The organism is Pantoea sp. MHSD4, assembly GCF_021043305.1.
GTDB classification, from domain to species: Bacteria; Pseudomonadota; Gammaproteobacteria; order Enterobacterales; family Enterobacteriaceae; genus Pantoea; species Pantoea eucalypti.
Genome location: NZ_JAJNDH010000007.1, coordinates 173720 through 199104 on the forward strand (window position 1 = coordinate 173720; position 25385 = coordinate 199104).

Annotated in this window: 23 protein-coding genes, 2 tRNA genes and 2 other RNA genes; 20 read left to right on the plus strand and 7 right to left on the minus strand. The window is 55.8% G+C overall.

Annotated elements, in window-relative coordinates:
- Nucleotide 1 precedes the first annotated feature (1 nt).
- The 4 genes from LQK91_RS19165 to LQK91_RS19180 all read left to right on the plus strand — a co-directional run bounded on the left by LQK91_RS19165 (nt 2) and on the right by LQK91_RS19180 (nt 509).
- Nucleotides 2-88 (plus strand) — tRNA-Leu (locus LQK91_RS19165).
- Nucleotides 89-108: 20 nt separating this feature from the next.
- Nucleotides 109-185: transfer RNA gene (locus tag LQK91_RS19170), tRNA-Pro, on the plus strand.
- 32 nt (nt 186-217) lie between these two features.
- Nucleotides 218-347: non-coding RNA, RtT sRNA (locus LQK91_RS19175), on the plus strand.
- Nucleotides 348-379: 32 nt separating this feature from the next.
- A non-coding RNA gene (locus LQK91_RS19180) (RtT sRNA) lies at nt 380-509 on the plus strand.
- A gap of 1102 nt (nt 510-1611) precedes the next feature.
- Here LQK91_RS19180 and hemY read toward each other — a convergent pair.
- The 4 genes from hemY to hemC are packed head-to-tail and all read right to left on the minus strand — an operon-like array spanning nt 1612 to nt 5636.
- Nucleotides 1612-2808 carry a protoheme IX biogenesis protein HemY gene (hemY, locus tag LQK91_RS19185; RefSeq protein ID WP_008926434.1) on the minus strand — a complete coding sequence of 399 codons (1197 nt, stop codon included), beginning with the start codon at nt 2806-2808 and terminating at the stop codon, nt 1612-1614.
- 2 nt (nt 2809-2810) lie between these two features.
- The gene (gene hemX / locus LQK91_RS19190; protein ID WP_003854351.1) at nt 2811-3944 is read right to left on the minus strand and encodes a uroporphyrinogen-III C-methyltransferase; all 1134 of its coding nucleotides are present in this window, start codon (nt 3942-3944) and stop codon (nt 2811-2813) included.
- A 25-nt stretch (nt 3945-3969) separates the two neighbouring features.
- Nucleotides 3970-4698, minus strand: a complete 729-nt coding sequence (hemD, locus tag LQK91_RS19195) for a uroporphyrinogen-III synthase (RefSeq protein WP_003854352.1) — start codon at nt 4696-4698, stop codon at nt 3970-3972.
- Entirely contained in the window at nt 4695-5636 is a 942-nt protein-coding gene (gene hemC, locus LQK91_RS19200) for a hydroxymethylbilane synthase (RefSeq protein WP_033743361.1), read from the minus strand. The genes hemD and hemC overlap by 4 nt, the downstream gene beginning before the upstream one ends.
- Nucleotides 5637-5952: 316 nt before the next feature.
- Here hemC and LQK91_RS19205 point away from each other — a divergent pair, with 316 nt between their 5' ends.
- The 10 genes from LQK91_RS19205 to LQK91_RS19245 all read left to right on the plus strand — a co-directional run bounded on the left by LQK91_RS19205 (nt 5953) and on the right by LQK91_RS19245 (nt 16757).
- Nucleotides 5953-8511, plus strand: a complete 2559-nt coding sequence (locus tag LQK91_RS19205) for a class I adenylate cyclase (RefSeq protein WP_105100009.1) — start codon at nt 5953-5955, stop codon at nt 8509-8511.
- A gap of 147 nt (nt 8512-8658) precedes the next feature.
- Nucleotides 8659-8859 (plus strand): LPS translocon maturation chaperone LptM, encoded by a 201-nt coding sequence (gene lptM, locus LQK91_RS19210; RefSeq protein ID WP_008926437.1) that lies wholly within the window; start codon nt 8659-8661, stop codon nt 8857-8859.
- A 28-nt stretch (nt 8860-8887) separates the two neighbouring features.
- Nucleotides 8888-9712 carry a diaminopimelate epimerase gene (gene dapF, locus LQK91_RS19215; RefSeq protein ID WP_008926438.1) on the plus strand — a complete coding sequence of 275 codons (825 nt, stop codon included), beginning with the start codon at nt 8888-8890 and terminating at the stop codon, nt 9710-9712.
- A complete protein-coding gene (locus LQK91_RS19220) occupies nt 9709-10413 on the plus strand; it encodes a DUF484 domain-containing protein (RefSeq protein ID WP_003854361.1) in 705 nt (234 codons plus the stop codon). Before dapF ends, LQK91_RS19220 begins: the two co-directional genes overlap by 4 nt.
- Entirely contained in the window at nt 10410-11315 is a 906-nt protein-coding gene (gene xerC, locus LQK91_RS19225; protein WP_008926439.1) for a tyrosine recombinase XerC, read from the plus strand. Before LQK91_RS19220 ends, xerC begins: the two co-directional genes overlap by 4 nt.
- Nucleotides 11312-12028, plus strand: a complete 717-nt coding sequence (gene yigB / locus LQK91_RS19230) for a 5-amino-6-(5-phospho-D-ribitylamino)uracil phosphatase YigB (RefSeq protein ID WP_008926440.1) — start codon at nt 11312-11314, stop codon at nt 12026-12028. The genes xerC and yigB overlap by 4 nt, the downstream gene beginning before the upstream one ends.
- A gap of 154 nt (nt 12029-12182) precedes the next feature.
- Nucleotides 12183-14345 (plus strand): DNA helicase II, encoded by a 2163-nt coding sequence (uvrD, locus tag LQK91_RS19235; RefSeq protein WP_003854368.1) that lies wholly within the window; start codon nt 12183-12185, stop codon nt 14343-14345.
- Between the two features lie 67 nt (nt 14346-14412).
- Nucleotides 14413-14469, plus strand: a complete 57-nt coding sequence (gene ysgD / locus LQK91_RS22125) for a YsgD/CorL family protein (protein ID WP_370581311.1) — start codon at nt 14413-14415, stop codon at nt 14467-14469.
- A gap of 178 nt (nt 14470-14647) precedes the next feature.
- Nucleotides 14648-15601 (plus strand): magnesium/cobalt transporter CorA, encoded by a 954-nt coding sequence (gene corA, locus LQK91_RS19240; protein WP_003854370.1) that lies wholly within the window; start codon nt 14648-14650, stop codon nt 15599-15601.
- Between the two features lie 97 nt (nt 15602-15698).
- Nucleotides 15699-16757, plus strand: coding sequence for an AbrB family transcriptional regulator (locus LQK91_RS19245; protein ID WP_105100010.1), 1059 nt, complete (start codon nt 15699-15701; stop codon nt 16755-16757).
- On the opposite strand, the gene rarD is transcribed toward LQK91_RS19245, so the two are convergent.
- Together rarD and LQK91_RS19255 are read right to left on the minus strand one after the other, a co-directional pair.
- Nucleotides 16722-17627: an EamA family transporter RarD gene (gene rarD, locus LQK91_RS19250; protein WP_003854374.1), complete on the minus strand. Its 906-nt coding sequence runs from the start codon at nt 17625-17627 to the stop codon at nt 16722-16724. The two genes, LQK91_RS19245 and rarD, sit on opposite strands and share 36 nt — an antisense overlap.
- 23 nt (nt 17628-17650) lie before the next feature.
- Nucleotides 17651-18121 (minus strand): thioesterase family protein, encoded by a 471-nt coding sequence (locus LQK91_RS19255; RefSeq protein ID WP_008926441.1) that lies wholly within the window; start codon nt 18119-18121, stop codon nt 17651-17653.
- A 194-nt stretch (nt 18122-18315) separates the two neighbouring features.
- Here LQK91_RS19255 and pldA point away from each other — a divergent pair, with 194 nt between their 5' ends.
- The 4 genes from pldA (at nt 18316) to LQK91_RS19275 (ending at nt 22715) form a co-directional block, all read left to right on the plus strand.
- Entirely contained in the window at nt 18316-19194 is an 879-nt protein-coding gene (gene pldA / locus LQK91_RS19260) for a phospholipase A (protein WP_105100011.1), read from the plus strand.
- Between the two features lie 24 nt (nt 19195-19218).
- Nucleotides 19219-21048 carry an ATP-dependent DNA helicase RecQ gene (recQ, locus tag LQK91_RS19265; protein WP_003854379.1) on the plus strand — a complete coding sequence of 610 codons (1830 nt, stop codon included), beginning with the start codon at nt 19219-19221 and terminating at the stop codon, nt 21046-21048.
- A 12-nt stretch (nt 21049-21060) separates the two neighbouring features.
- Complete coding sequence (gene rhtC, locus LQK91_RS19270) at nt 21061-21684, plus strand: threonine export protein RhtC (protein ID WP_008926442.1); 624 nt, start codon at nt 21061-21063, stop codon at nt 21682-21684.
- 221 nt (nt 21685-21905) lie between these two features.
- Nucleotides 21906-22715, plus strand: coding sequence for a DUF1460 domain-containing protein (locus LQK91_RS19275; RefSeq protein WP_105100012.1), 810 nt, complete (start codon nt 21906-21908; stop codon nt 22713-22715).
- Between the two features lie 70 nt (nt 22716-22785).
- Here LQK91_RS19275 and rhtB read toward each other — a convergent pair whose 3' ends face one another.
- Nucleotides 22786-23409 (minus strand): homoserine/homoserine lactone efflux protein, encoded by a 624-nt coding sequence (gene rhtB, locus LQK91_RS19280; protein WP_003854387.1) that lies wholly within the window; start codon nt 23407-23409, stop codon nt 22786-22788.
- 112 nt (nt 23410-23521) lie between these two features.
- Here rhtB and pldB point away from each other — a divergent pair, with 112 nt between their 5' ends.
- Together pldB and yigL are read left to right on the plus strand one after the other, a co-directional pair.
- Complete coding sequence (gene pldB / locus LQK91_RS19285; RefSeq protein WP_105100013.1) at nt 23522-24514, plus strand: lysophospholipase L2; 993 nt, start codon at nt 23522-23524, stop codon at nt 24512-24514.
- A gap of 51 nt (nt 24515-24565) precedes the next feature.
- Entirely contained in the window at nt 24566-25366 is an 801-nt protein-coding gene (yigL, locus tag LQK91_RS19290) for a sugar/pyridoxal phosphate phosphatase YigL (RefSeq protein WP_003854392.1), read from the plus strand.
- The last annotated feature ends 19 nt before the right edge of the window (nt 25367-25385 follow it).

Below are 25385 nucleotides of genomic sequence, written 5' to 3' on the forward strand. Positions count from 1 at the left end.
CGCGAAGGTGGCGGAATTGGTAGACGCGCTAGCTTCAGGTGTTAGTGTCTTAACGGACGTGAGGGTTCAAGTCCCTCTCTTCGCACCAGGCAAAACAGTTAAAAAAATCGGCGAGTAGCGCAGCTTGGTAGCGCAACTGGTTTGGGACCAGTGGGTCGGAGGTTCGAATCCTCTCTCGCCGACCATTTTTAGAAACCTGTCTGAAAAGACAGGTTTTTTTTCGTCTGTATAAAAGAGGATGAGGACCTCCGAAGGAGGTTTGAGCCGAGCGTAGCGAGACAACGTTGCTTCAGCAACGGCCCGCAGGGCGCTGCTCGCAGAGCAGGGTAATCCTCTCTCGCCGACCATTTTTAGAAACCTGTCTGAAAAGACAGGTTTTTTTTCGTCTGTATAAAAGAGGATGAGGACCTCCGAAGGAGGTTTGAGCCGAGCGAAGCGAGACAACGTTGCTTCAGCAACGGCCCGCAGGGCGCTGCTCATAGAGCAGTGTAATCCTCTCTCGTCGACCATTTTAGAAACCTGTCTGAAAAGACAGGTTTTTTTTCGTCTGTAGAAAAGTGGATTCGAATGTCTGCGGGAGATATGGGCCGGGCCGGCTTGGGTGCTGTGGAACAATGTTGCTGTGAGTTCGAGTCTGCGAAGGGAACACGGTCAGATCGGAAAGTCGCTTAAGCCATCCATGGCCGCTCGGCCCACGCGATTACGCACCTCATCCCTGAGGTGCGCCCGTAGCCGGGCCAACGCTCTGCGTTGTTCAAAAACGCTCCCGGCGTTTTTGTCCCAGGCGTGGGACGCTTTCCTCCTCTGACCATGTTCCCGACGCATTGGGCTTCTTCATTGCTGTAAACTCTCTGAAGCTTATGTAAGTACTTAATGCGTCTGCCATACGTGAAGCGAAGGGAGCATACGCCTGTAGCAAAGCATCGCGGGCCACGGACGGCCCGCGCTGAGGCCGCCAGGGATGGCGTCTTTTGCGTCTTTGCGAAAGGCGTATGCTCCCTGAAGCCGGCACAGCGGTGAGAACGGGCTGCTGTTTGCTAATCTTCGATGCCAGCTCTCCCGCTTTGATTTCGCCAGTTGTCAGTTAAAGTTGCTTAAGCAGGAGTAGCAGCGTCGTGAATCGCCGACAAATAAGTCATTGTTATTGTTAAGTTCACAGAGAGATTGGCCTCGCTGTCTCTATTAAGAGACAGAGAAAATGCAAGCTGTCGCCGGATACCGACACTTAACATCGGACATGGCTAAGAACAGATTTGGCACTGTGATTAAGTTATTGATTTGTAATTACTTTAAATATAAACCTTAACCTGGCACGGCTTGTGCAATACTTCTGCTGTAGATGCTCATTCCACCTCTTATGTCTGCTTATGCTACATAAACCTGGGAATGATGCAGAGCCAATTTTCGGTACCTGTTGTCTGCCTGCCTGTATCGCGTAAGCCTTACAGGGTTAACAGACACCACGTTGAGTCAGGTACCTCCCGGTTGTCTTACCGACCTGATCTTACACCTGCCACTGGCAGGTGTTTTTTTTGCCTGCGAGAACCGGATGGCAGATTTTGGGCACAAAAAAGCCGGGCGAGCCCGGCTTAATCCTGTCTGACAATCGCATCAGGCGTTTGGGTTATTCTTCAGCGTCAGCAACAACCCTTCACGGCGCATTTTTGCAGCCTCTTCCGGGCGATGCAGACGGTCATAAACATCTGCCAGCCATGCATAATCGAACGCATCCGGCCGCTGCGCCAGCGCCTGCTGCAGCGCGTCAGCTGCCTGCTGCCATTCCCCATGACGCATCAGCAACTGCCCCAGCGTACTGTGCAGCAACGGCGTTGCGCCATGCTGTTTAATCTGCTGGCGTAATGCTTTCTCCAGTGCTTCGGGATTGCCGCTTTTGATACGTGGCATCAGCAGTACCAGACGATCGTCATAATGACGTTTCAGGCCTTCCAGCACGATCGACTGTGCGGTGTCGTGATCGTCACACTCAATCAGATGATCCGCCATGGCGACCTGCAACGTCGTATCCTGACGGGTCTTGCGACTCAGTGTGCTCCACCAGCGCTTCAGCCCATCACTGCCCTGATCAGCCATCGCCTGATTCATCAGACCCAGCCAGGCCTGCTGCTGCAAGGCATCGCGATGCAGCTCATCGCCGACCTGTGACTTCTGCATCGACGGCAGAATATCCAGCAGCGCACTCCAGGCTCCTGTGCGGATATACGCCTGTTCGGCCAGGCGCAGTACTTCCGGGTGACGCGGTGCCACTTCCAGCAGGCGGTCGATGCTATGACGCGCAGCGTGATCTTCGTTACGTGCCAGCTGAATACGTGCGCGGGCGATTTCCACCGGAATGGTATTGTTTTCCGACAGCTCTGCAGCACGCTCAAGATGCTGATTAGCACGGGCTTCATCACCACGCTGTTGTGCAGCTTCTGCAGCCAGCAGATAGTTGGCTACAGGCACATCAGCGTGATCGGCATCTTTAGAGAGCAGTTTCTCAACCTGACGGTGGTCGCCTTCTGCCAGCTTCATCAGCGCCGACTGAGTATGGCGCTGGGCGCGACGGCGTTTACGTCCGGTAAACCAGCCACGGGTTCGCGCGCCGGTGTGCAGCACGCGGCGCAGCAGCCACTCTACGGCCAGAATCACCAGCAGGCTGAGGATAAGGATAATGACCAGGCCTGTGACGCTGGTTTCGATATTCCAGTTATCAGTCTGAATCAGCACGTAGCCCTGATGACCGGCAATCATCGGTCCCAGCACCACGCCCGCAATCAGCAGGATAAAGAGGATAAATACCTTAAGCATGCTTAGCCCCCCTGCTGATTAGCAGCGGCAGAAGGTTGCGCTAACAGGTTACGCACCCGCGTCTGCATCAGCTGTTCCAGCAACGGCTGACTTTCCAGGTTATCCGGCAGATCCATATTGATGTTCTGCTGACTCAGCTCATCCAGCTGAGCAAGGAAAGCTTTGGTGGCGGCATCATTAGTGTCGTACCAGGCGCGAACCCAGGCGGACACGGTATCGATAGATTGTTTATAAATCTCATCCTGATGACGCGGAACAGCCTGAGCAGCGATCAGCAGACGTGAGCGGATATTCTCACGCAGATATACATCCTGATTCGGTGCCAGCAGCGGCTGTGCGGTGTTATCGCGGCGACGGATGGTAATAAAATCATCCATAAAATTATGCCAGCTTTTCACCAGATTCTGACGCCATTCGCGCACCGAACCTGAGAGCTCGCCGCCATCGCTGTCCATCGGCGCATCATCGCTGTCGTTATCGGCCAGGCGCAGATTATCAACGTTATTCGACAACTGATTCAGCTTGAGGATCACCCCGTCGTAGTCGACCTGCGTAACGGAAGAGAGGTTGCTGATATCCTGGGTCAGTGCACGACGCACATTCATCACGCTGGGATCGTTCATGTCGGCCAGGCTGGCATCGGCGCTTTTCAGCAGTGCCGCGGCTGTCGTGACATCCTGATCGCTCCAGAGTTTGCGGCCCGCCAGTTTCACCAGATAGTCCGCCTGTGCCAGCAGCCAGCTGCGCACGTCGTTGCCAGAGATCACGGCTACTTTTTCACGCAGGGTTTCCAGCTCTTTTGCTGAGGCATTTTGCTGCTGTTGCGCAGTCTGCAACGCCTTTTCAGCGCTACTTAATTGCTGTGTCAGCTGCTGTTTATCGCTGCCGGCCTGCTGCTGCAACGCGCTTAACTGGTCGCTCAGCTTTTGATTGGTTTGTGCCTGTAAATCAGCCTGATGTTTCCCGTTAAGGTATAAACCCGCACCCATCGCCAGCGCGATGACAATCGCAACGGCACCCAACACCATGCCACCCTTTTTCGCATTACGCGGTGGTGTGCTGTTGCTGGAAGAGGAGCGGTCAACCGCTGGGGTGGTTTCTTCAACCATGGCGGAGGAGTCTTTTTGTTCCGTCATATGTGGCACATCCCATTGTTAAAGTTCAGCGTAACGCGCGCAGCAGCGCATCGTTATCGGCACCATCGGCTACCTGAATATCCTGCCAACCTAATCCAGCGGCCAGGGTAGCCAAACGTTCACTGACGACAATCAGTCGGCAGTGGAGCAGCCATTCCTCACGATCAACCGCGGGGAACAGCGAAAAGAGCTGTTGTAACATTTCACCGCTGGTCACCACCAGCACCGAGACGCCGCGATCGCGCCAGCGGCGGCCTTCAACGGGTCCATCATAATGCTTCTGGCAGCGCTGGTAGCAGGCAGCAAACGTCACCTCAGCACCTCGCCGGGTTAAGGTCTCTGCCAGCAATTCGCGTCCGGGATCGCCTCGCAGGATCAGCGCACGTTTACCGGAAATCTGCTGAAGTGTGTTTATCTGGATCAATTCCTCACTGGTTTCATGTGCATGTGGCCAGGTCACCTGCTGGCCACTGACGGTGTGAAACGCCAGTGCGGTGCTGCGACCAATTGCATAATAGTCCAGCTCAGTGGGCCATGCTTTGATCGCGTGCTGCGCGTAGTGAATAACCTGCTGAGAAAGGATAAAGACGAGGTCGCCAGCATGAAGTCCGGCGAGCTTCTGGGGCAGAGAGGCGAGGTCAGCGCCCGGTGCGAACTCGATCAGCGGCAGGCTCCACGCCTGTTTGCCAAGGGCATGCAGGCGCGATACCAGCTCTGCCGCTGCGGGTTCCGGGCGCGTCACCAGGATGGTCATGCCGGCGGCTGCCCCTGGTAAACTTCTTTCAGGATTTCACGTGCGCCGCCATTCAGCAGTTCATCGGCCAGTGAAATGCCCATCTGTTCTGCCTGCGCGCGTGGACCCCGGCGTTCGCCGCTGACCATCACCCGGCCATCTGGTGCGCCGACCATCCCGCGCAGCCAGAGGTCATTGCCTTCCAGCACCGCGAAACTGCCGATGGGTACCTGGCAGCCACCCTCTAAGCGGGTATTCATGGCGCGTTCCGCTCTGACGCAGACTTCGGTGTCATCGTGGTTTAGTGCCCGTAACAGGTCAATTAAGACGCTGTCGTCCAGACGGCATTCAATGCCGACCGCACCCTGACCCACGGCGGGCAGGGAAACTTCGGCAGGCATTGCCTGGCGAATGCGATCTTCCAGTCCCAGGCGTTTCAGCCCGGCAACGGCCAGAATGATCGCGTCATACTCTCCGGCATCGAGCTTGCCGAGACGGGTGCCCACATTACCCCGCAGCGAACGGATCACCAGATCCGGACGGCGCGCACTAATCTGGCACTGACGACGCAGGCTGGAGGTGCCGACAATGGCCCCCTGTGGCAGCGCGTCAATAGAGTCATAATGATGGGAAACGAACGCATCGCGCGGATCGTCGCGCTCGCAGATGGTCACCAGGCCCAGACCTTCAGGGAAACTGACCGGCACATCTTTCATGGAGTGCACAGCCATATCGGCACGGCCATCCTGCATCGCCAGCTCAAGCTCTTTGACAAACAGTCCTTTGCCACCCACTTTTGCCAGCGGCGTATCAAGAATAATGTCACCTTTCGTGACCATAGGCACCAGCTCAACGCGCAGTCCCGGATGGGCACTCATGAGGCGTTGCTGTACATAATGTGCCTGCCATAATGCGAGCGGGCTTTGTCTTGTAGCAATTCTGAAAATTTTGTCTAACATGCTGTTAACCATTTTTATCGTTCACTGAATATCCTATCATCTCTGGATGAATACTGTCAGTTTCAACGGATTGAAAAGGGCCTGCGCACGGTTTCAGGCCCGGATTATCAAGCCATAACGTGGGAACCAGCGCTGAAAAGGCGGGAAGCTGGTAAGAACGTGCTAAACTGTTAAGTAGCGCAACTTTCTTTACGGTCAATCTGGCGAGTGTTAGATTGATCACGTTTCCAGCAATTATCTGCCCACTTTTTACTTTAATAAGCGGCAGAGCGTGGAAACAGGGTGCTTAAACACTGGGACAATCAGGCGAAACGTCTTGTACCTCTACATTGAGACACTGAAACAGAGACTGGATGCAATCAACCAGCTGCGCGTTGATCGTGCGCTGGCTGCTATGGGACCCGCTTTTCAGCGCGTCTACAGTCTGCTGCCAACCTTATTACATTATCAACATCCTCAGATGCCGGGTTACCTTGAAGGTAGCGTTCCATATGGCATCAGCTTCTACACGCCTGATGAAAATCAGCGCCAGCTGCTGGCCGATCTCACCGGCGACAGCGATCTGCGCCATGCCGATGCGCCGAAAGGCGAGATGCCAATCACCGCCATTTACTCCATGGGCAGCACCTCGTCTGTCGGCCAGAATAGCGTCTCGGATCTCGATATCTGGGTCTGCCATCAATCCTGGCTTGATAATGAAGAGCGCCTGAATCTGCAGCGCAAATGTACGTTATTGCAGAAGTGGTGCGTCTCAATGGGTGTGGAAGTCAGTTTCTTCCTGATTGATGAGAACCGCTTCCGTCACAATGAAAGCGGCAGCCTGGGCGGTGAAGATTGCGGCTCCACCCAACACATTTTGCTACTGGATGAGTTTTACCGTACCGCGGTTCGTATGGCGGGCAAACGTCTTCTGTGGAATATGGTACCGGGTGAAGAAGAGCATCACTATGACGATTACGTGATGTCGCTGTACGCGAAAGGCGTGCTGACCCCCAATGAGTGGCTCGATCTGGGTGGCCTCGGTACGCTGTCTGCTGAAGAGTATTTTGGTGCCAGTCTGTGGCAGCTCTATAAAAGCATCGACTCGCCTTATAAAGCCGTACTGAAAACGTTGCTGCTGGAAGCCTATAGCTGGGAATACCCGAACACGCAGCTGCTGGCGATGGATATCAAACAGCGCCTGCACGACGGCGAAATCATCTGCTTCGGACTCGATCCTTACTGCATGATGCTGGAACGCGTAACGCACTATCTCACCAGCGTTGACGATCAGCCGCGTCTTGATCTGGTTCGTCGCTGCTTCTATCTCAAAGTATGTGAAAAGCTCAGCACCGAAGATCATCATCATCGCACCGGCTGGCGTCGCGAGATTTTATCGCAGCTGGTCAAAGAGTGGGGCTGGAACGAAGAGAAGATTGCCGTTCTGGACAACCGCGCCGAGTGGAAAATTGAGCGGGTGCGCGAAGCCCATAACGAATTACTGGATGCGATGATGCAAAGCTATCGCAACCTGATCCGCTTTGCCCGCCGCAATAACTTAAGCGTTAGCGCCAGCCCGCAGGATATCGGTGTATTAACCCGTAAACTGTATGCCGCGTTTGAAGCGCTGCCGGGCAAAGTGACGCTGGTGAACCCGCAGATTTCGCCCGATCTCTCTGAACCGAATCTGACCTTTATTCATGTCCCACCTGGCCGTGCCAACCGTTCCGGCTGGTATCTCTATAACCAGGCACCGGATATGGATTCGATCATCAGCCATCAGCCGCTGGAATATAACCGCTACCTGAACAAGCTGGTGGCGTGGGCGTGGTTTAATGGTCTGCTGACCCGCAAAACCCGGCTGCATATTAAAGGCAATGAGATTTGCGATCTGGCGCGTCTGCAGGAGCTGGTCAACGATGTTTCCAGCCACTTCCCGCTGCGTCTGGCTTCGCCGACACCAAAAGCGCTCTACAGTCCGTGCGAAATTCGTCATCTGGCGATTATTGTTAACCTTGAGCATGACCCGACAGCGGCCTTCCGCAACCAGGTGGTGCACTTCGACTTCCGCAAGCTGGATGTTTTTAGCTTTGGTCAGCAGCAGCAGTGCCTGATTGGCAGTATCGATCTGCTCTATCGCAACTCCTGGAATGAGGTGCGTACACTGCATTTCAGCGGCGAACAGGCGATGATCGAAGGACTGAAAACCATTCTTGGCAAGATGCATCAGGATGCCGCACCGCCGGATACGGTGGAAGTGTTCTGTTACAGCCAGCATCTGCGCGGTCTGATCCGCACGCGCGTGCAGCAGCTGGTCTCAGAGTGCATTGAGCTGCGCCTCTCCAGCACACGTCAGGAGCCGGGCCGCTTTAAAGCGCTGCGCATGGCAGGCCAGACCTGGGGTCTGTTCTTTGAACGTATGAGTGTTTCTGTGCAGAAGCTGGAAAATGCCGTTGAGTTTTATGGCGCGATCTCCAACAACAAGCTGCATGGACTCTCTATTAAAGTCGAAACGAATCAGACACCGCTGCCACCCGTCGTTAACGGCTATGCCAGCGAAGGCATCATTCAGTTCTTCTTTGAAAACACCACGGATGAGCGCGGCTTCAATATCTACATTCTCGATGAGACGAATCGGGTTGAGGTCTATCACCACTGTGAAGGCAGCAAAGAGGAACTGGTGCGCGACGTCAGTCGGTTCTACTCCTCATCGCACGATCGCTTCACCTATGGGTCGAGCTTTATCAACTTTAACCTGCCGCAGTTCTATCAGATTGTGAACACGGGTGAGCGATTCCAGGTGATTCCGTTCCGTAGTCAGACGCTGACGCAGCTGTGTACGACGCAGCCTGACAACGACAACAGCGACTATCAACCGCGCTATCAGGTGCATTGATGCTGACGGCCTGCCTGCGCTCTGCAGGTGGCCGCTATCTTTCTGGCTTGTCACCCGGTTCACGCTATTAGCGGGGATTTCCTGTTGCTTTTCCACCTTCAACTGCGATGATAAGCATCCAGGTAAAGGACATGAAGAGCATAAAGAATGAAGAAAGTAATAAGCCTGTTGGCCGTGACACTGGCTGTAACCAGCCTTGCAGGTTGTGGTCTGAAAGGACCGCTTTACTTCCCGCCGAAGGATCAGCCGAAGAAACAACAATCGCCGACCGAACGCCAGAAAGCGGATGCCAAAAAAGCCGATGTGGGCGGACTGGTTACCGGCAACTCAGGCGTACAAGCGAACTAATCTGATGGCTTATCCGGCGGAGCAAAAAATGCAGTTCTCCAAAATGCACGGTCTCGGCAACGATTTTATGGTTGTGGATGCAGTGACACAAAACGTCTTTTTTTCGCCGGAGTTGATCCGCCGGCTGGCCGATCGTCATCTGGGGATCGGATTTGATCAGCTGCTGATTGTTGAACCCCCTTACGATCCCGATCTCGATTTCCACTATCGCATTTTCAACGCCGACGGCAGTGAAGTGGCTCAGTGCGGTAACGGTGCGCGCTGTTTTGCCCGCTTTGTTCAACTCAAAGGGCTGACCAACAAGACCGATATCCGGGTCAGTACGCAAAATGGCCGTATGGTCCTGACCGTGACGCCGGATGACCAGGTGCGCGTGAACATGGGCGAGCCCAACTTTGAGCCTCAGCAGGTGCCGTTCCGCGCCAACAAAGCCGAAAACCTCTATCTGCTGCGCGTTGCCGAACAGACGGTAATGCTGGGTGCGGTGTCGATGGGTAATCCTCACTGCGTCATCCAGGTTGAAAGTGTGAAAACCGCGCAGGTTGAACTGCTGGGCCCGATTCTGGAGAGCCATGAGCGTTTCCCGGATCGCGTCAATGTGGGTTTTATGGAGATCATCAATCCCGAACATATCCGCCTGCGCGTCTATGAACGCGGCGCGGGTGAAACACAGGCGTGCGGCAGTGGCGCCTGTGCTGCTGTTGCATGCGGCATTCAGCAGGGCATTCTGGCACCTAACGTCCGTGTCGATCTGCCTGGTGGAACGCTGCATATCTCCTGGAAAGGTGCCGGTCAGCCGCTCTATATGACCGGGCCTGCGACACACGTCTACGATGGGTTTATTCATCTATGAAAAATATCGAAGAGCAGACTGACAGTTCGGTTCTGCTGGACGATCAGGCCGTCAGTGATTATCTGCGGCAGAATCCCGATTTCTTTATCCGCAATGCACGCGCAGTTGAACAGATGGCGGTGCCGCATCCGGTGCGCGGCAGCGTGTCGCTGGTCGAGTGGCACATGGCGCGGCAACGCAACCACATTCAGCGGCTGGAAGAAGAGATCACGCTGCTGATGGAGCAGGCCAGCGCTAACCACGAACTGTTTGACCGTCTGCTGTCGCTGGAAAGTCATCTGGCAGCGGCTGATTCGCTGCAGGATATGCTCAACCGACTGCACCGCTGGGCACGTGAATTGGGCCTGGCAGGTGCCAATGTGCGGCTGTTTAGTGATAAATGGCTGCTGGGCGCGCCTTCCGATTTCTTTCAGCTGAGCCTGTCGCGTCAGGCGTTTGAACCGCTGCGTATTCAGCGCTTCGGTAACCAGCATCACTATCTCGGCAACATTAATGGCCCGGAACTGCTGCTGCTGCTGCCGCAGGCAAAAGCGATCGGTTCGGTGGCCATGTCGCTGATGGGCGAAGAGGGCGATCTCGGCGTGCTGGTGTTCAGCAGTCGCGATAGCCAGCACTACCAGTCGGGTATGGGGACACTGCTGTTGCAGCACCTGTCGCAGATGATGCCTGATCTGCTTTCCCGCTGGGTCGAGCGCGCATGAGCAGCACGCTGCTGGAGGCTGTCGACGGATTCCTGCGCTACCTGAAAGTGGAGCGCCAGCTGAGTCCGTTAACCCAGAGCAGCTATGCGCGACAGCTTGCCGCGCTGGTGGCGATTGCTGACGAGATGAAGCTCAGCAGCTGGGCACAGCTGGAACCCGCGCAGGTGCGCAGCATGGCGGCGCGTAGCCGTCGTGCCGGACTCTCTGCCAGCAGCCTGGCGCTGCGCCTCTCTGCGCTGCGCAGTTTCCTCGACTGGCAGGTGAGTCAGGGTTTGCTCTCCGCTAATCCTGCCAAAGGGGTAATGACGCCACGTAAAGCACGGCATCTGCCCAAAAATATTGATGTTGATGAAGTGAATCAGCTGCTGGAGATCGACCTTGACGATCCGCTGGCGGTGCGCGACCGGGCGATGCTGGAAGTGATGTATGGCGGCGGTCTGCGTCTCTCCGAACTGGTCAATATGGATTGCCGCCATGTCGATCTCGATTCCGGTGAAGTGTGGGTCGTGGGTAAGGGCAGCAAAGAGCGCCGGGTTCCGATTGGCCGCACGGCCGTCACCTGGATCCAGCACTGGCTGCCGCTGCGTGAAACGTTCGGTGCCCAGGATGATGCGCTGTTTCTGTCGACGCGCGGCAACCGCATTTCGCCCCGCAACGTACAGAAGCGCTTTGCCGAATGGGGCATCAGACAGGGTCTGGCGAGCCATATCCATCCGCATAAGTTGCGCCACTCTTTTGCCACGCATCTGCTGGAGTCCAGCGGCGACCTGCGCGCCGTGCAGGAGTTACTGGGGCATGCGAATCTGTCGACGACCCAGATCTACACCCATCTCGACTTCCAGCATCTGGCTTCGGTGTATGACGCTGCGCATCCCCGCGCCAAACGAGGAAAGAACGAATGAAGTTTTATCGTCCGCTGTCGGCCATAAAAGCTATGAGCTTCGACCTTGATGACACGCTCTACGATAACTACCCGGTGATTCGTCGTACCACGCTGGAGTCCCATGCGGCGTTGCAGGCTTTTCATCCGGCGCTGCGTGACTTCACGCCGCAGGATTATCAGCAGTTACGTGACGAACTGCTGCAGCGTGAGCCTGAAATCTATCATGATGTATCGGAGTGGCGACGCCGTTCGGTAGAGCTGGCGATGCTGAATGTCGGCCTCTCGGCCGCTGAAGCGACAGCGGGCGCGGCAGATGTCATGGCGGTCTTTCATCAGTGGCGGAGTCAGGTCGAGATGCCGGATGAGACGCATCAGACGCTAAAAGCGCTGGCGGAAAAAATCCCGCTGGTGGCGGTCACCAACGGTAACGCCTGCCCGGAAAAAATGGGCATTGCGCACTACTTTCAGTTTACGCTGCGGGCCGGGCCGGATGGGCGCGCCAAGCCGTGGCAGGATATGTATCAGCTTGCCGCGCAACGCCTTGATATCGCACCACATCATATTCTGCATGTCGGTGATGACCTCACAACCGATGTCGCGGGCTCACTGCGCTCTGGACTGCAGGCCTGCTGGATTAACCTGCGGCAGGGCAACCTGATGCATATCCCGGATGCGCGCCTGTTGCCGCATGTCGAAATTTCGCGGTTGGCATCACTCACCTCACTGCTATAATGGCTGTAAATTTATCCAGTCGTCTCCTCTTTTCTGCTTTGCCGCCGTCACTAATCTGGCATCTGTGTCGCCGCCTGACGGGCAGCGATACTGTCTTGCGGCAGGCGGAATAATCAGCGCGACGACAACGCTTTTTCTCTGGTAAACGGTGCTTATGGACGTTTCTGAACTGCTCGATGGTTTGAATGACAATCAGCGCGCTGCCGTTGCGGCTCCGCGCAGTAACCTGCTGGTGCTGGCAGGCGCGGGCAGTGGTAAAACGCGGGTGCTGGTGCATCGCATTGCCTGGCTGATGTCGGTGGAGAATTGCTCTCCCTATTCAATTATGGCGGTGACCTTTACCAACAAAGCGGCCGCGGAGATGCGTCACCGTATCGAGCATCTGATCGGCACCAGTCAGGGCGGGATGTGGATCGGCACCTTCCACGGCCTGGCGCACCGTTTACTGCGCGCTCACCATCTTGATGCCGGTCTGCCGCAGGATTTTCAGATCCTCGACAGTGAAGATCAGCTGCGTCTGCTTAAGCGCCTGATTAAATCCATGAACCTTGATGACAAGCAGTGGCCTGCGCGTCAGGGCATGTGGTACATCAACGGCAAAAAAGATGAAGGCCTGCGGCCAAAGCATATTGAAAGCTACGGCAATCCGATTGAGCAGACCTGGCTGCGCATTTATCAGGCCTATCAGGAAGCCTGTGATCGCGCCGGTCTAGTCGATTTCGCTGAGCTGCTGCTGCGCGCCCATGAGCTGTGGCTCAACAAGCCGCACATTCTTAATCACTACCGCGAACGTTTTACCAACGTGCTGGTGGATGAGTTTCAGGATACCAACAACATTCAGTACGCCTGGATTCGGATGCTGGCGGGTGACAGCGGTCGTGTGATCATCGTAGGCGATGATGACCAGTCTATCTACGGCTGGCGCGGCGCGCAGGTCGAGAATATCCAGCGCTTCCTGCAGGATTTCCCTGGCGCGGAAACCATTCGTCTGGAGCAGAACTATCGCTCAACCAATAACATCCTGAAAGCCGCCAACGCCCTGATCGCCAACAACAATGGCCGCCTGGGTAAAGAGCTCTGGACCGAAGGCAGCGATGGTGAGCCAATCTCTATCTATTGCGCCTTTAATGAGCTGGATGAAGCACGCTTTGTGGTTAACCGCATCAAGGTCTGGATGGAGAACGGCGGCGCGCTCAACGACTGCGCCATTCTCTATCGCAGCAACGCCCAGTCGCGTGTGCTGGAAGAGGCGCTGCTGCAAAGCAGCATGCCGTACCGTATTTATGGCGGCATGCGCTTCTTCGAACGCCAGGAGATCAAAGATGCGCTCTCCTATCTGCGTCTGATGGCGAACCGCAATGACGATGCGGCTTTTGAGCGCGTCGTAAATACCCCGACACGTGGCGTGGGCGATCGCACGCTCGACGTGGTACGTCAGACCGCCCGTGAGCGTCAGATGACGTTGTGGCAGGCCACGCGCGAACTGCTGCAAAGCCGCGCGCTGGCTGGCCGTGCCGCGTCGGCGCTGCAACGCTTCTGTGAGCTGGTCGATTCACTGGCTACGGAAACCGCCGATTTACCGCTGCATGTTCAGACCGACCGGGTCATTAAAGACTCAGGCCTGTGGCTGATGTATGAGCAGGAAAAAGGTGAGAAGGGCCAGGCGCGTATCGAAAACCTTGAGGAGCTGGTGACGGCAACACGCCAGTTCAGCTATCAGGACGAAGATGAAGATCTGATGCCGCTGCAGGCCTTCTTGTCCCATGCCGCCCTTGAAGCGGGTGAAGGTCAGGCGGACAAGTGGCAGGATGCGGTTCAGCTGATGACGCTGCACTCGGCGAAAGGGCTGGAGTTCAGCCAGGTCTTTATTGTCGGCATGGAAGAGGGGATGTTCCCGAGCCAGATGTCGCTGGATGAAGGCGGACGTCTGGAAGAGGAGCGTCGTCTGGCTTATGTCGGCGTAACCCGTGCCATGATGAAGCTGACGCTGACCTACGCTGAAACCCGCCGACTCTATGGTAAGGAAGTGTATCACCGGCCTTCCCGTTTCATCGGCGAACTGCCCGAAGCGTGCATCGAAGAAGTGCGTCTGCGCGCCAGCGTGAGCCGTCCGGTAAACCATCAGCGGATGGGTGCCCCGGTGACCAAAAATGACAGCGGATTCGCGCTGGGTCAGCGTGTTCATCACGCGAAATTTGGCGAAGGCACCATCATTAATCTGGAAGGCAGCGGTGAACACAGCCGCCTGCAGGTGGCGTTTCAGGGGCAGGGAATCAAGTGGCTGGTGGCGGCTTACGCGAAGCTGGAAACGCTTTAGCGTGCGGTTGACGGCTTTTTCGTCTCAGCGTAACATGCGCCCACTATTATCATGAGAGGACAATGCCTTGGACACGCCCAGTCGATGCTGGCTCGATGACCTGGATACCAGGAATAACATCTAAGGCTACCTCTTTACGCGGGTAGCCTTAGCGGTTATCAGCGACCTCCCTTTTTGATTCCGTCGCACGAGTCAGCACTGATTTATCTCTGAAACTCTGTTTCCGTGTTCAGGCCGTACGTTCTATGTTGAGGAACGGCGGACTGCCTTGTCCCATTTAGTCTGCAATGGGGAGTATTGCTATGCTGAGCGCATTTAAACTGGATCACAGCCGCCTGACGCGACTGGAGCTGGAAGACGAAAACGACAAACTGACCACCTCCGTCTGGGTCGATCTTATTGAACCGGAAGAGGGCGAACGTGATCGGGTGCAGTCAGAACTGGGTCAGAGCCTGGCAACACGGCCTGAGCTGGAAGACATTGAGGCCTCAGCACGTTTCTTCGAAGATGAAGATGGTCTGCATATTCACTCCTTCTTCTTCTATGAAGATGCTGACGATCACGCCGGTAACTCTACTGTGGCGTTCACCATCCGTGAAGGCCGCCTCTATACACTGCGCGAACGCGAACTGCCCGCTTTTCGCCTCTATCGTATGCGCGCCCGTAACCAGACGCTGATCGACGGCAATGCCTTTGAGCTGCTGCTCGACCTGTTTGAAACCAAAATCGAACAGCTTGCCGATGAAATCGAGAACATCTACAGCGCGCTGGAGAAACTCAGCCGGGTGATCATGGAAGGTCAGCAGGGCGAAGAGTACGATCAGGCGCTGTCGCGGTTAGCGGAACTGGAAGATATCGGCTGGAAAGTGCGCCTCTGTCTGATGGATACCCAGCGCGCGCTGAACTTCCTGGTGCGTAAAGCGCGCCTGCCGGGCAATCAGCTGGAGCAGGCACGTGAAATTCTGCGCGATATCGAATCGCTCCTGCCGCATAACGAATCGCTGTTCCAGAAGGTGAACTTCCTGATGCAGGCGGCAATGGGCTTTATCAATATCGAGCAGAACCGCATCATCAAGATCTTCTCCGTGGTCTCCGTGGTATTTCTGCCGCCAACGCTGGTGGCTTCCAGCTACGGGATGAACTTCGAGTTTATGCCGGAACTGAAGTGGAGCTTTGGTTATCCTGCGGCTATCGGCCTGATGATTCTTGCCGGACTGGCACCTTATCTCTACTTCAAGCGTAAAAACTGGCTTTAAAACAGCCACGGGCCATCTCAGATGGCCCGTTTTGCTGGCTCTCATCCCCGTTTCTGCGTACTCTGACCCTCCTTTTTTTACAAATAATTAACTTCTTATGGACGCTTTTTCGTTGCGCGCGCAGTGGACGCTGCTGTTGCTGGTCTCAGTGTTGCTGGGTGCGGTGCTGCACTATTTTCATGTGCCTGCCGCGCTGTTACTGGGACCGATGATCGTGGGCGTGGTGATGGGGCTATCAGGTGCCACGCTGTGCATTGATAAACGGTTCTTCCTGGTTGCTCAGGCCGTTCTGGGCTGCATGATTGCGCAAAGCCTGTCACCTTCGATTCTGACACCGCTGATTCAGGACTGGCCGATCGTACTGGCGGTGCTGTTGCTGACGCTGGCGGCCAGTGGCTTGTCCGGTTTTCTGCTGGTGCGCTTCAGTCATCTGCCTGGCCCGACCGGCGCATGGGGATCGTCGCCGGGGGGAGCATCGGCCATGGTGGCGATGGCGGGTGACTTTGGCGCTGACGTCCGGCTGGTGGCGTTTATGCAGTATCTGCGGGTACTGTTTGTCGCCTCGGCGGCCGCGCTGGTGGCGCGCATCGGGCTGGGCGATGAAGCACACAGCGTGTCGCTGCTCTGGTTTCCGGCGCTGAATCGCGGTTTTGCCATTACCCTGGTCGTCATGCTGCTGGGTGCATGGCTGGGCACACGACTGCGCATTCCTTCTGGCGCGTTGCTGCTGCCCGCACTGGCGGGTGCGGCACTGAACAGCAGTCATATCGCGATATTACAGGTGCCGGAATGGTTGCTGGCCGTGGCCTATGCGCTGATTGGCTGGAGCGTGGGACTGCGTTTCACCCGCCCGATTTTTCTGCTGGCACTGCGCACGCTGCCGCAAATGCTGGCCTCGATCTTCGGGTTGATGTTGTTGTGTGGCGGGCTGGCGTGGATGCTGACCCGAATGCTGGATATCGATCTGATGACGGCTTATCTCGCCACCAGTCCAGGCGGACTGGACACGGTGGCGATTATTGCTGCAGGCACGCAGGTCAATATGGCGTTTGTGATGGCGATGCAGACGTTGCGTCTCTTTACCATCCTGCTGACCGGCCCGGCTTTAGCGCGCTTTATTTCACGCTACGCGCGCACGGGAACGGGAGCGGAATGAAAACGCCACCGCATCGCAGACAAACACCAGCAGCGCCAGCCAGATGAAGGCAAAGGTCACCAGCTTGTCTGGCGTGATGGTTTCACCGTAAAACACCACCGCCAGGACAAACATCAGCGTCGGGCCGAGGTACTGGAAGAAGCCCACGGTGGAGAGTCGCAGTCGGCTGCAGGCCGCCGCAAACAGCATCAGTGGAATGGTGGTAACAATGCCGGCCGCAATCAGCTTCAGGTTGAGGCTCAGCGGGTTAGCCGATAAATGGCTGGTGGCGCTGTCGGCAAAGCCAAACAGGTAAATCGCCGCCAGCGGGAACAGCCACAGGGTTTCAATCAGCATACCGCTCTGCGCATCGACCTGAATCTTTTTGCGCAAAAGACCGTACAGGGCAAAGCTCAGCGCCAGGCCCAGCGCGATAATCGGTAACGATCCAAACTGCCACAGCTGCACCAGCACGCCGACGGCTGCCAGCAGTACGGCCAGCCACTGCAGGCGACGAAAGCGTTCGCGCAGAAACAGCATGCCGAACACCACGTTAATCAGCGGGTTAATAAAGTAACCGAGGCTGGCTTCCAGCATATGCTGATTGTTGACCGCCCAGATGAACAGCAGCCAGTTGCCGCCGATCGTCACTGCTGTCAGCGCCAGCATCAGCACTTTTCGGGGCTGGCGCAATACGCTGCGTACACCGGGCCAGCTGCGGCTCAGGGTAATCAGCAACAGCATAAAGAGCGCAGACCAGATCACGCGATGCGTCATGATTTCTGTCGCGGGAACCTGTTTCACCAGCTTGAAATAGGCGGGCGCAATGCCCCAGATAAAGTAAGCGCCCAGTGCAAAGCCAACGCCCTGCCGGGTTTGTTGCGTATCCATATGCGATCCATTCAGTGGCGTGGTTAGCCGATAAGATAGGTGGCAGTCGCCGTAGCGATGTAGTCGCCCTGTTGATTGTGCAGCTCCACCCGAGCCACGCCGACTTTGTTACCGGCACGCAGCAGGCTGCTGGTGGCGATGAAGCGTTCACCGCGTCCGGGACGTAAATAGTCGACACGCATATCAATGGTGCCCATGCGCGACAGACGCTGGCGCAGCTCCTCCTCAGTGATGCTCTCCTGACGGGTTAGCGCATTACTGACGCACACCATGCCCGCAGCCACATCCAGTACCGAGGCGATAACGCCGCCGTGCAGAATCTGCTGTGCCTGGTTACCTACCAGCATGGTTTTGTTATTGAAACTGATCTCTGCGTAGTCTGCGTCAAGGCGCAGCAGCTCCAGGCCCAGCGCCTGATTAAACGGCATGTGATAAACGAAAATTTCGCCGACCAGCTTACGAGCGTCCTGCTGTGTCAGCACGGGTGATGACATGATGATGTGTCCTGAAAAAATCGGGCCAGAGGGGCGCGGAACGTTAATGAGTTGTGTATTCTATGACGCCTGCGAGGGTGTTTCCAGTTTAAGAAATCAGCACTCATGCTCGCTGCCATTTGTGTGTAGAATGGCCTGCTTTTTACGACACCCTTTCAGTTATTCTGATACGCAGTTGCTCACCGGAGAATTCTATGCGTAAGCATCGCGCCTTGCTGGCGGCAATGTTGATATTTCCTGCGCTGGCGCAGGCGGATGAAGCCCAGATTAAAGAGGTTCATGACGCGCCACAGGTCCAGGGCAGCATTATTGCTAACCTGCTGGAGAAGCACGACAACCCGTTTGTTCTCTATCCTTACGAGAACAACTATCTGCTCTACACCTATACCAGCGATCTGAATAAAGAGGCGATCTCATCTTATAACTGGGGAGAAAATGCCCGTAAAGATGAAGTGAAATTCCAGCTCAGTCTGGCATTTCCGTTATGGCGCGGTATTCTGGGCGACAACTCCGTCCTGGCGGCCTCTTATACACAGCGTTCCTGGTGGCAGCTGTCGAATAGCGCGGAGTCTTCGCCATTCCGCGAAACCAACTATGAACCCCAGATCTTCCTCGGCTGGGCAACCGACTATTCACTGGCGGGCTGGACCTTACGGGATGTTGAAGTGGGTCTGAATCATCAGTCCAATGGACGAAGCGATCCGACTTCACGCAGCTGGAACCGTGTTTATGCGCGTCTGATGGCGGAGAACGGTAACTTCCTGGCGGAAATCAAACCCTGGTATCGCATCCCGGAAGGGGAGAGCAGCGATGATAATCCTGATATCACCAAATATATGGGTTATTACCGTGCCAAAGTGGGCTACCGGCTAGGCGACAGTATTTTCAGCGTTGAGGGCAACTATAACTGGAACAGCGGTTATGGCGGCGCGACAATGGGCTGGAGCTACCCTATCACTGAACACGTTCGCTTCTATACTCAGGTATTTAGCGGTTACGGTGAATCACTGATCGATTACAACCATCGCCAGACGCGTCTGGGTGTGGGTGTAACGCTTAACGACTTGTTCTAATCTCAAACGTAAGACAGGAATCGCGTGGCAACCTCGGCAGTTCTCAATCAGGAAGCGCTGGCGCAGCAGGTATTGCAGGATACCTTCGGCTATCAGCATTTTCGTCCCGGTCAGCAGACGATCATTCATCAGGCGCTAAGCGGGCGCGATTGCCTGGTGGTGATGCCCACTGGCGGAGGGAAATCGCTTTGTTATCAGATTCCGGCGCTGGTGCGCGAGGGACTGACGCTGGTGGTGTCACCGCTGATCTCTCTGATGAAAGATCAGGTCGATCAGCTGCTGGCGAATGGCGTGGCGGCGGCGTATCTCAACTCCACCATGACGCGCGATCAGCAGCAGACGGTGATGGCAGACTGCCGTACCGGTCGGGTTAAGCTACTTTATATCGCTCCCGAACGCCTGATGATGGATAACTTCCTGGAAAGTCTGGCGCACTGGCAGCCCGCGATGCTGGCCGTGGACGAAGCGCACTGCATTTCCCAGTGGGGCCACGATTTCCGTCCGGAATATGGCGCACTCGGAAAGATGCGTCAGCGCTTCCCGGAATTACCGGTGATGGCACTGACCGCGACGGCGGATGAAACCACCCGCAATGACATCGTTAACCTGCTGCACATGCAGGATCCGCTGATCCAGATCAGCAGCTTTGACCGTCCTAATATCCGTTACACGCTGGTGGAGAAATTTAAACCCACCGATCAGCTGCTGCGCTACGTTCAGGATCAGCGCGGTAAGTGCGGCATTATCTACTGCAACAGCCGGGCGAAGGTGGAAGACACCGCCGCGCGTCTGCAAAGCCGTGGATTCAGCGTGGGCGCCTATCATGCCGGAATCGACAGCGAACAGCGTGGCCGGGTGCAGGAAGCGTTTCAACGTGACGATCTGCAAATCGTGGTGGCGACGGTGGCCTTTGGCATGGGTATCAACAAACCCAACGTCCGTTTTGTCGTCCACTTCGATATTCCGCGTAATATTGAGTCCTATTATCAGGAAACCGGCCGGGCCGGACGTGATGGTCTGCCCGCCGAAGCGATGATGCTCTACGATCCGGCCGATATGGCCTGGTTGCGTAAATGCCTCGAAGAGAAAGTGCCAGGGCCGCTGCAGGATATTGAACGCCACAAGCTCAATGCGATGGGCGCGTTTGCGGAAGCGCAGACCTGCCGCCGTCTGGTGCTGCTGAACTATTTTGGCGAGGGTCGCCAGCAGCCATGCGGCAACTGCGATATCTGTCTCGATCCGCCTAAACGCTACGACGGTCTGGTTGAAGCGCAAAAAGCGCTTTCCGGTATCTATCGTGTTGGTCAGCGTTTTGGCATGGGCTATATCGTTGAGGTGCTGCGCGGGTCTAATAATCAGCGTATTCGTGAACAGGGTCATGACAAACTGCCGGTTTATGGACTGGGCAAAGACCAGAGCCACGAACACTGGGTCAGTGTGTTACGTCAGTTAATCCATCTGGGGCTGGTGACGCAGAACATCGCTATGCATTCGGCGTTACAGTTGACCGAAGCAGCGCGCCCGGTGCTGCGCGGTGAAGTGCCTTTGATGCTGGCAGTGCCGCGATTGATTACTGCGAAAACAAAAAGCAGCAGTCCGGCGAAGTTTCTCGGTGGCAATTACGACCGCAAGCTGTTCGCCAAGCTGCGTAAGCTGCGAAAAGCGATCGCCGACGAAGAGAATATTCCCCCCTATGTGGTGTTCAATGACGCCACACTGATAGAGATGGCAGAACAGATGCCGGTCAGCGCGTCGGAGATGCTCAGCGTCAACGGCGTGGGCCACCGCAAACTGGAGCGCTTTGGCAAACCTTTCCTGGTGATGATCAAAGAGCATCTTGATGATGAAGAATAAAGGACACTGATTATGCTGATGTTATTCGCAACGGTTGCGCTGGTTCATCTGGTGGCATTGATGAGCCCCGGCCCTGATTTCTTTTTCGTATCGCAAACCGCCGCCAGCCGCTCGCGTAAAGAGGCGATGATGGGGGTACTGGGTATTACGCTGGGTATCGTTGTCTGGGCGGGCGTGGCGCTGATGGGACTGCACCTGATCCTGGAAAAAATGGCGTGGCTGCATCAGATCATCATGGTCGGTGGTGGACTCTATCTGTTGTGGATGGGCTGGCAGCTGATGTGTTCGGCACGTCAGCGACACAAACAGCCGCAGCAGGATGAGCCCGTAGTTGAGCTGCCGAAACGCGGAATGAGCTTTCTCAAAGGCCTGCTGACGAACCTGTCGAATCCTAAAGCGATTATTTACTTCGGTAGCGTCTTCTCGCTGTTCGTCGGTGATGATGTGGGTTCGGCAGAGCGCTGGGGCTTGTTCCTGTTGATCATTGGTGAAACCTTTGCCTGGTTTGCCCTGGTCGCGGCTATCTTTGCGCTACCGTGGATCCGCGCTAAATATCAGCGCCTGGCAAAGTGGGTCGATGGCATGGCAGGCGTCCTGTTTGCCGGTTTTGGTATCCACCTGATTATTTCACGTTAAGCGCTGCAATCCCTTTATGCCGGAGAGCGCATTGCGCATCCGGCAAAACTTCATTGCCTGTGGTATCTCTCTGAACTTCACGTGCGTGACGACTGTCACAAACTGCACCTGTTAACGCCCCACTGTTACAACCGCGTATAAATCGTCACCCTTCTTTGATTAATGAAATCTTCACCTCCGGTATGGTCGTATCGACGGACTCTGTTTTCATGGAGATGATAATGAACACAAAACCCCTGTTAGTGTTGTTAATCGCGTTCTGCATCAGCGCCTGCGCCGCGCCTGAGGCTGCCCATTATCGCGTTCCTGACCAGGTGAAGGGAGACAGGATATCGGCCATCCTGGCGCAGTTGCCTCCGGTGTCTGAGCAGCAGCAGGGCGAAAGAATTAACCAGATCTCCGCTGCGTTTCTCGGTACGCCTTATCAGGCGGATACGCTGATCGGCTCGCCCGAAACACCAGAAGCGCTGGTGATCAATTTCAACGGAGTGGATTGTTTCACGCTGCTTGATTACGTTCAGGCGCTAAGCCGCAGCCACGATCGCGCCAGCTTTGAGGCTAACCTGGTTCGGACGCGTTACGCGGGCGGAGAGGTCAGCTACCTGAAACGGCGTCACTTTTTTTCCGACTGGTTTGCTGAAAGCCCGCGTAATGCCACTGACATAACCCGCACACTCAGCCCGGATGCGGTGACGGTGGTGAAGCAACTGAATCGTGAGGTCAGCGGAAAAGAAAGGCTGCCCGGTCTGGGTGTGGTTCCCCGACGCATAACTTACATCCCAGCTCGCGCGATCACATCGCAGGTACTGAAGCAGATTCAGACCGGCGATTACATTGGCGTTTATACCAACGCTCAGGGGCTGGATGTGTCGCACGTTGGGATTGCCGTCTGGCATGATGGACGGTTGTGGTTCAGGAACGCCTCTTCGCTGGCCGCTCATCGCAAAGTGGTCGATACGCCATTCAGGGAGTATATGCGATCAAAACCGGGAATTATTGTGTTGCGTGCGGTGCCATTGACCGCGCCGTAGCGTCGCCAGGGAGAGGGGATGTGATGCAGGGAAGGATCGCGCCGACCTCAGCGTGTCGGCGCGTAAGGCCTTACGCGATCTTTCTGGCGCTGGCCAGCAGCGCGCCCACCGCCATAAACAGACCACCGAAAATGCGGTTCATTAACTTCATCTGTTTTGGTCCTTTAATCCAGCCAGCAATCCGCGTTGCCAATGTGGCGTAACCAATCATCACGATGATATCGACCACCACGGTGGTGACACCCAGCACCAGATACTGCATAAACAGCGGCTGATGTGGCTGGATAAATTGCGGAAAGAGTGCAGCAAGAAAAACGATACTTTTCGGGTTGGTCAGGTTAACCAGTACGGCGCGTTTGAAAAGGCGACGACGCGGCATCGCTTTGGCGACCGCATCCAGATCGATGCCACCTGCGGAGCGCCATTGCTGAATACCCAGCCAGACCAGATAGGCTGCACCGGCCCATTTCAGAATTTCAAATGCCAGCAGCGACTGAGAAAACAACGCGCCCAGACCGATACCGACCAGCACGATGTGCAGTGCCAGGCCGACCTGCAAACCGGAGATGGACGCTACCGTGCCACGGTAGCCATGGCTGATACCGGTACTCATGGTGTTGATTGCCCCGGAGCCAGGCGACAGGCTGAGAATTGTGGTGGTAAGCAGATAGGTCAGCCACCATTCGATGGTCATGGGTCAGGCTCTCTTTAGTAACGGAATTGTGACACAATACGCCAGAAATAAGCGCGACGCTACGGCCTGCGCATGGCATTCATGACTCAGTATCCGGTCATCAGGAGGGCGAATGAATCAACACAAAGCCAGTTGGCTGCGACGTGAAAAAGCCTTTGCTGCCTTCGCCACCGGGCCGCTGCTCGATTTCTGGCACAGTCGTGAAGAACGGGAGTTTACCGGCGTAGGAAATCTGACGCTGCGCTATGTCCGCTTCACATCGCCGCAACATAAGCGTGTGATCCTGATTGTGCCAGGACGCATTGAGAGTTACATAAAATATCCTGAGCTGGCGTACGATCTGTTTCACTGCGGATTTGATGTGGTGATTCTGGACCATCGCGGTCAGGGGCGTTCCGATCGCCTGCTGGAAGATACACACCGTGGTCACGTAGCGGAATTTACCCATTATGTCGACGATCTTGAAACGCTCTATCTTAAAGAGATTGTCAGCGGTCACTATCAGCAGCGCTATGCGCTGGCTCACTCGATGGGTGGCGCAATCTTAACGCTGTTCCTGGCGCGTCAGCCGCAGGCGTTTCATGCGGCAGCGTTAGTGGCGCCGATGTTTGGCATTGCCTTGCCGCTGCCCTCATTTCTGGCCCATCGGCTTCTTGACTGGGCGGAGAAACGTCCGGCTATGCGCGATGGCTATGCGCTCGGCACCGGACGCTGGCGCGCGCACCCGTTTGGCATTAACCGGCTGACGCACAGCACCGAGCGTTACCGGCGAAACCTGCGATTTTATGCGGACGATCCGGCGATTCGCGTCGGCGGGCCAACCTACCACTGGGTGCGTGAAGGCATCCATGCCGGTCGCAATATTATCAGTCAGGTCGATAAGATCACCACGCCGCTACTGCTGTTACAGGCCAGCGACGATCGGGTGGTCGACAATCGTTCACAGGATCTGTTTTGTGCCGCAATGGCCGCGGCGGGTCATCCGTGTGAGGGCAATAAGCCACGGGTGATCGAGGGTGCGCGTCATGAGATCCTGTTTGAAAAGGATGAGATGCGCGCCGAAGCACTCAATGCAGTGGTCGACTTTTTTTCATCGCACCACTGACGTTTTTTATCCGACCGGTTAAACCGGCAGAACCAGATACCCGAGGTTTTCATGTATCACATCGTTGCATCCGATCTGGATGGCACGCTGCTTTCTCCCGAACATCGTCTGACCCCTTTTGCGCGTGAAACACTGCAGCAGCTGGTCGCGAAAGATATTCACTTTGTGTTCGCCACTGGCCGTCATCATATTGATGTCGGACAGATGCGCGACAGCCTGGCCATTCCTGCCTATATGATCACCTCAAACGGCGCGCGCGTGCACAACGCACAGGGCGAACTGGTGTTCAGTCATAATCTGGATGAGGACATCGCCAGCGATCTGTTTGGTCTGCAGTATCATCACAGCGATATTCTGACGCACGTTTACCGCGACGATGAGTGGTTTGTCAGCCGTTCAAGCCCGGCGGAGCAGGACTATTTCCGCGAGTCGGTCTTCAACTATCAGGTCTATGAGCCGGGTCTGTTGCCTACTGATAACATCAGCAAGGTTTTCTTCACCTGCGAAAATCCTGAGCATCTGATTCCGATGGAGCAGGCGATTGAAGCGCGCTGGGGCGACCGGGTTAATGTCAGTTTCTCGCTGCCAACCTGTCTGGAAGTGATGGCGGGTGGCGTGTCGAAAGGGCATGCGCTGGAGGCGGTCGCGAAGACGCTGGGCCACACGCTGAAAAGCTGTATCGCTTTTGGCGACGGCATGAATGATGTGGAGATGCTGAGCATGGCGGGTAAAGGCTTTATCATGCAGAACGCCCATCAGCGGTTGAAAGATACGCTGCCAGCGCTGGATGTGATTGGGTCGAATGCCGATGATGCGGTGCCGCAGATGCTTCGCACGCTCTATCTGGCTTAAGCCGTCAGCGTAAAACAGG

What these genes read in the sequence shown, in the direction of transcription:
- hemY (WP_008926434.1), bottom strand. Translation starts at nt 2,808, where the DNA reads ATGCTTAAGGTATTTATCCTCTTTATCCTGCTGATTGCGGGCGTGGTG.
- hemX (WP_003854351.1), bottom strand. Translation starts at nt 3,944, where the DNA reads ATGACGGAACAAAAAGACTCCTCCGCCATGGTTGAAGAAACCACCCCA.
- hemD (WP_003854352.1), bottom strand. Translation starts at nt 4,698, where the DNA reads ATGACCATCCTGGTGACGCGCCCGGAACCCGCAGCGGCAGAGCTGGTA.
- hemC (WP_033743361.1), bottom strand. Translation starts at nt 5,636, where the DNA reads ATGTTAGACAAAATTTTCAGAATTGCTACAAGACAAAGCCCGCTCGCA.
- lptM (WP_008926437.1), top strand. Translation starts at nt 8,659, where the DNA reads ATGAAGAAAGTAATAAGCCTGTTGGCCGTGACACTGGCTGTAACCAGC.
- dapF (WP_008926438.1), top strand. Translation starts at nt 8,888, where the DNA reads ATGCAGTTCTCCAAAATGCACGGTCTCGGCAACGATTTTATGGTTGTG.
- LQK91_RS19220 (WP_003854361.1), top strand. Translation starts at nt 9,709, where the DNA reads ATGAAAAATATCGAAGAGCAGACTGACAGTTCGGTTCTGCTGGACGAT.
- xerC (WP_008926439.1), top strand. Translation starts at nt 10,410, where the DNA reads ATGAGCAGCACGCTGCTGGAGGCTGTCGACGGATTCCTGCGCTACCTG.
- yigB (WP_008926440.1), top strand. Translation starts at nt 11,312, where the DNA reads ATGAAGTTTTATCGTCCGCTGTCGGCCATAAAAGCTATGAGCTTCGAC.
- uvrD (WP_003854368.1), top strand. Translation starts at nt 12,183, where the DNA reads ATGGACGTTTCTGAACTGCTCGATGGTTTGAATGACAATCAGCGCGCT.
- corA (WP_003854370.1), top strand. Translation starts at nt 14,648, where the DNA reads ATGCTGAGCGCATTTAAACTGGATCACAGCCGCCTGACGCGACTGGAG.
- LQK91_RS19245 (WP_105100010.1), top strand. Translation starts at nt 15,699, where the DNA reads ATGGACGCTTTTTCGTTGCGCGCGCAGTGGACGCTGCTGTTGCTGGTC.
- rarD (WP_003854374.1), bottom strand. Translation starts at nt 17,627, where the DNA reads ATGGATACGCAACAAACCCGGCAGGGCGTTGGCTTTGCACTGGGCGCT.
- LQK91_RS19255 (WP_008926441.1), bottom strand. Translation starts at nt 18,121, where the DNA reads ATGTCATCACCCGTGCTGACACAGCAGGACGCTCGTAAGCTGGTCGGC.
- pldA (WP_105100011.1), top strand. Translation starts at nt 18,316, where the DNA reads ATGCGTAAGCATCGCGCCTTGCTGGCGGCAATGTTGATATTTCCTGCG.
- rhtC (WP_008926442.1), top strand. Translation starts at nt 21,061, where the DNA reads ATGCTGATGTTATTCGCAACGGTTGCGCTGGTTCATCTGGTGGCATTG.
- LQK91_RS19275 (WP_105100012.1), top strand. Translation starts at nt 21,906, where the DNA reads ATGAACACAAAACCCCTGTTAGTGTTGTTAATCGCGTTCTGCATCAGC.
- rhtB (WP_003854387.1), bottom strand. Translation starts at nt 23,409, where the DNA reads ATGACCATCGAATGGTGGCTGACCTATCTGCTTACCACCACAATTCTC.
- pldB (WP_105100013.1), top strand. Translation starts at nt 23,522, where the DNA reads ATGAATCAACACAAAGCCAGTTGGCTGCGACGTGAAAAAGCCTTTGCT.
- yigL (WP_003854392.1), top strand. Translation starts at nt 24,566, where the DNA reads ATGTATCACATCGTTGCATCCGATCTGGATGGCACGCTGCTTTCTCCC.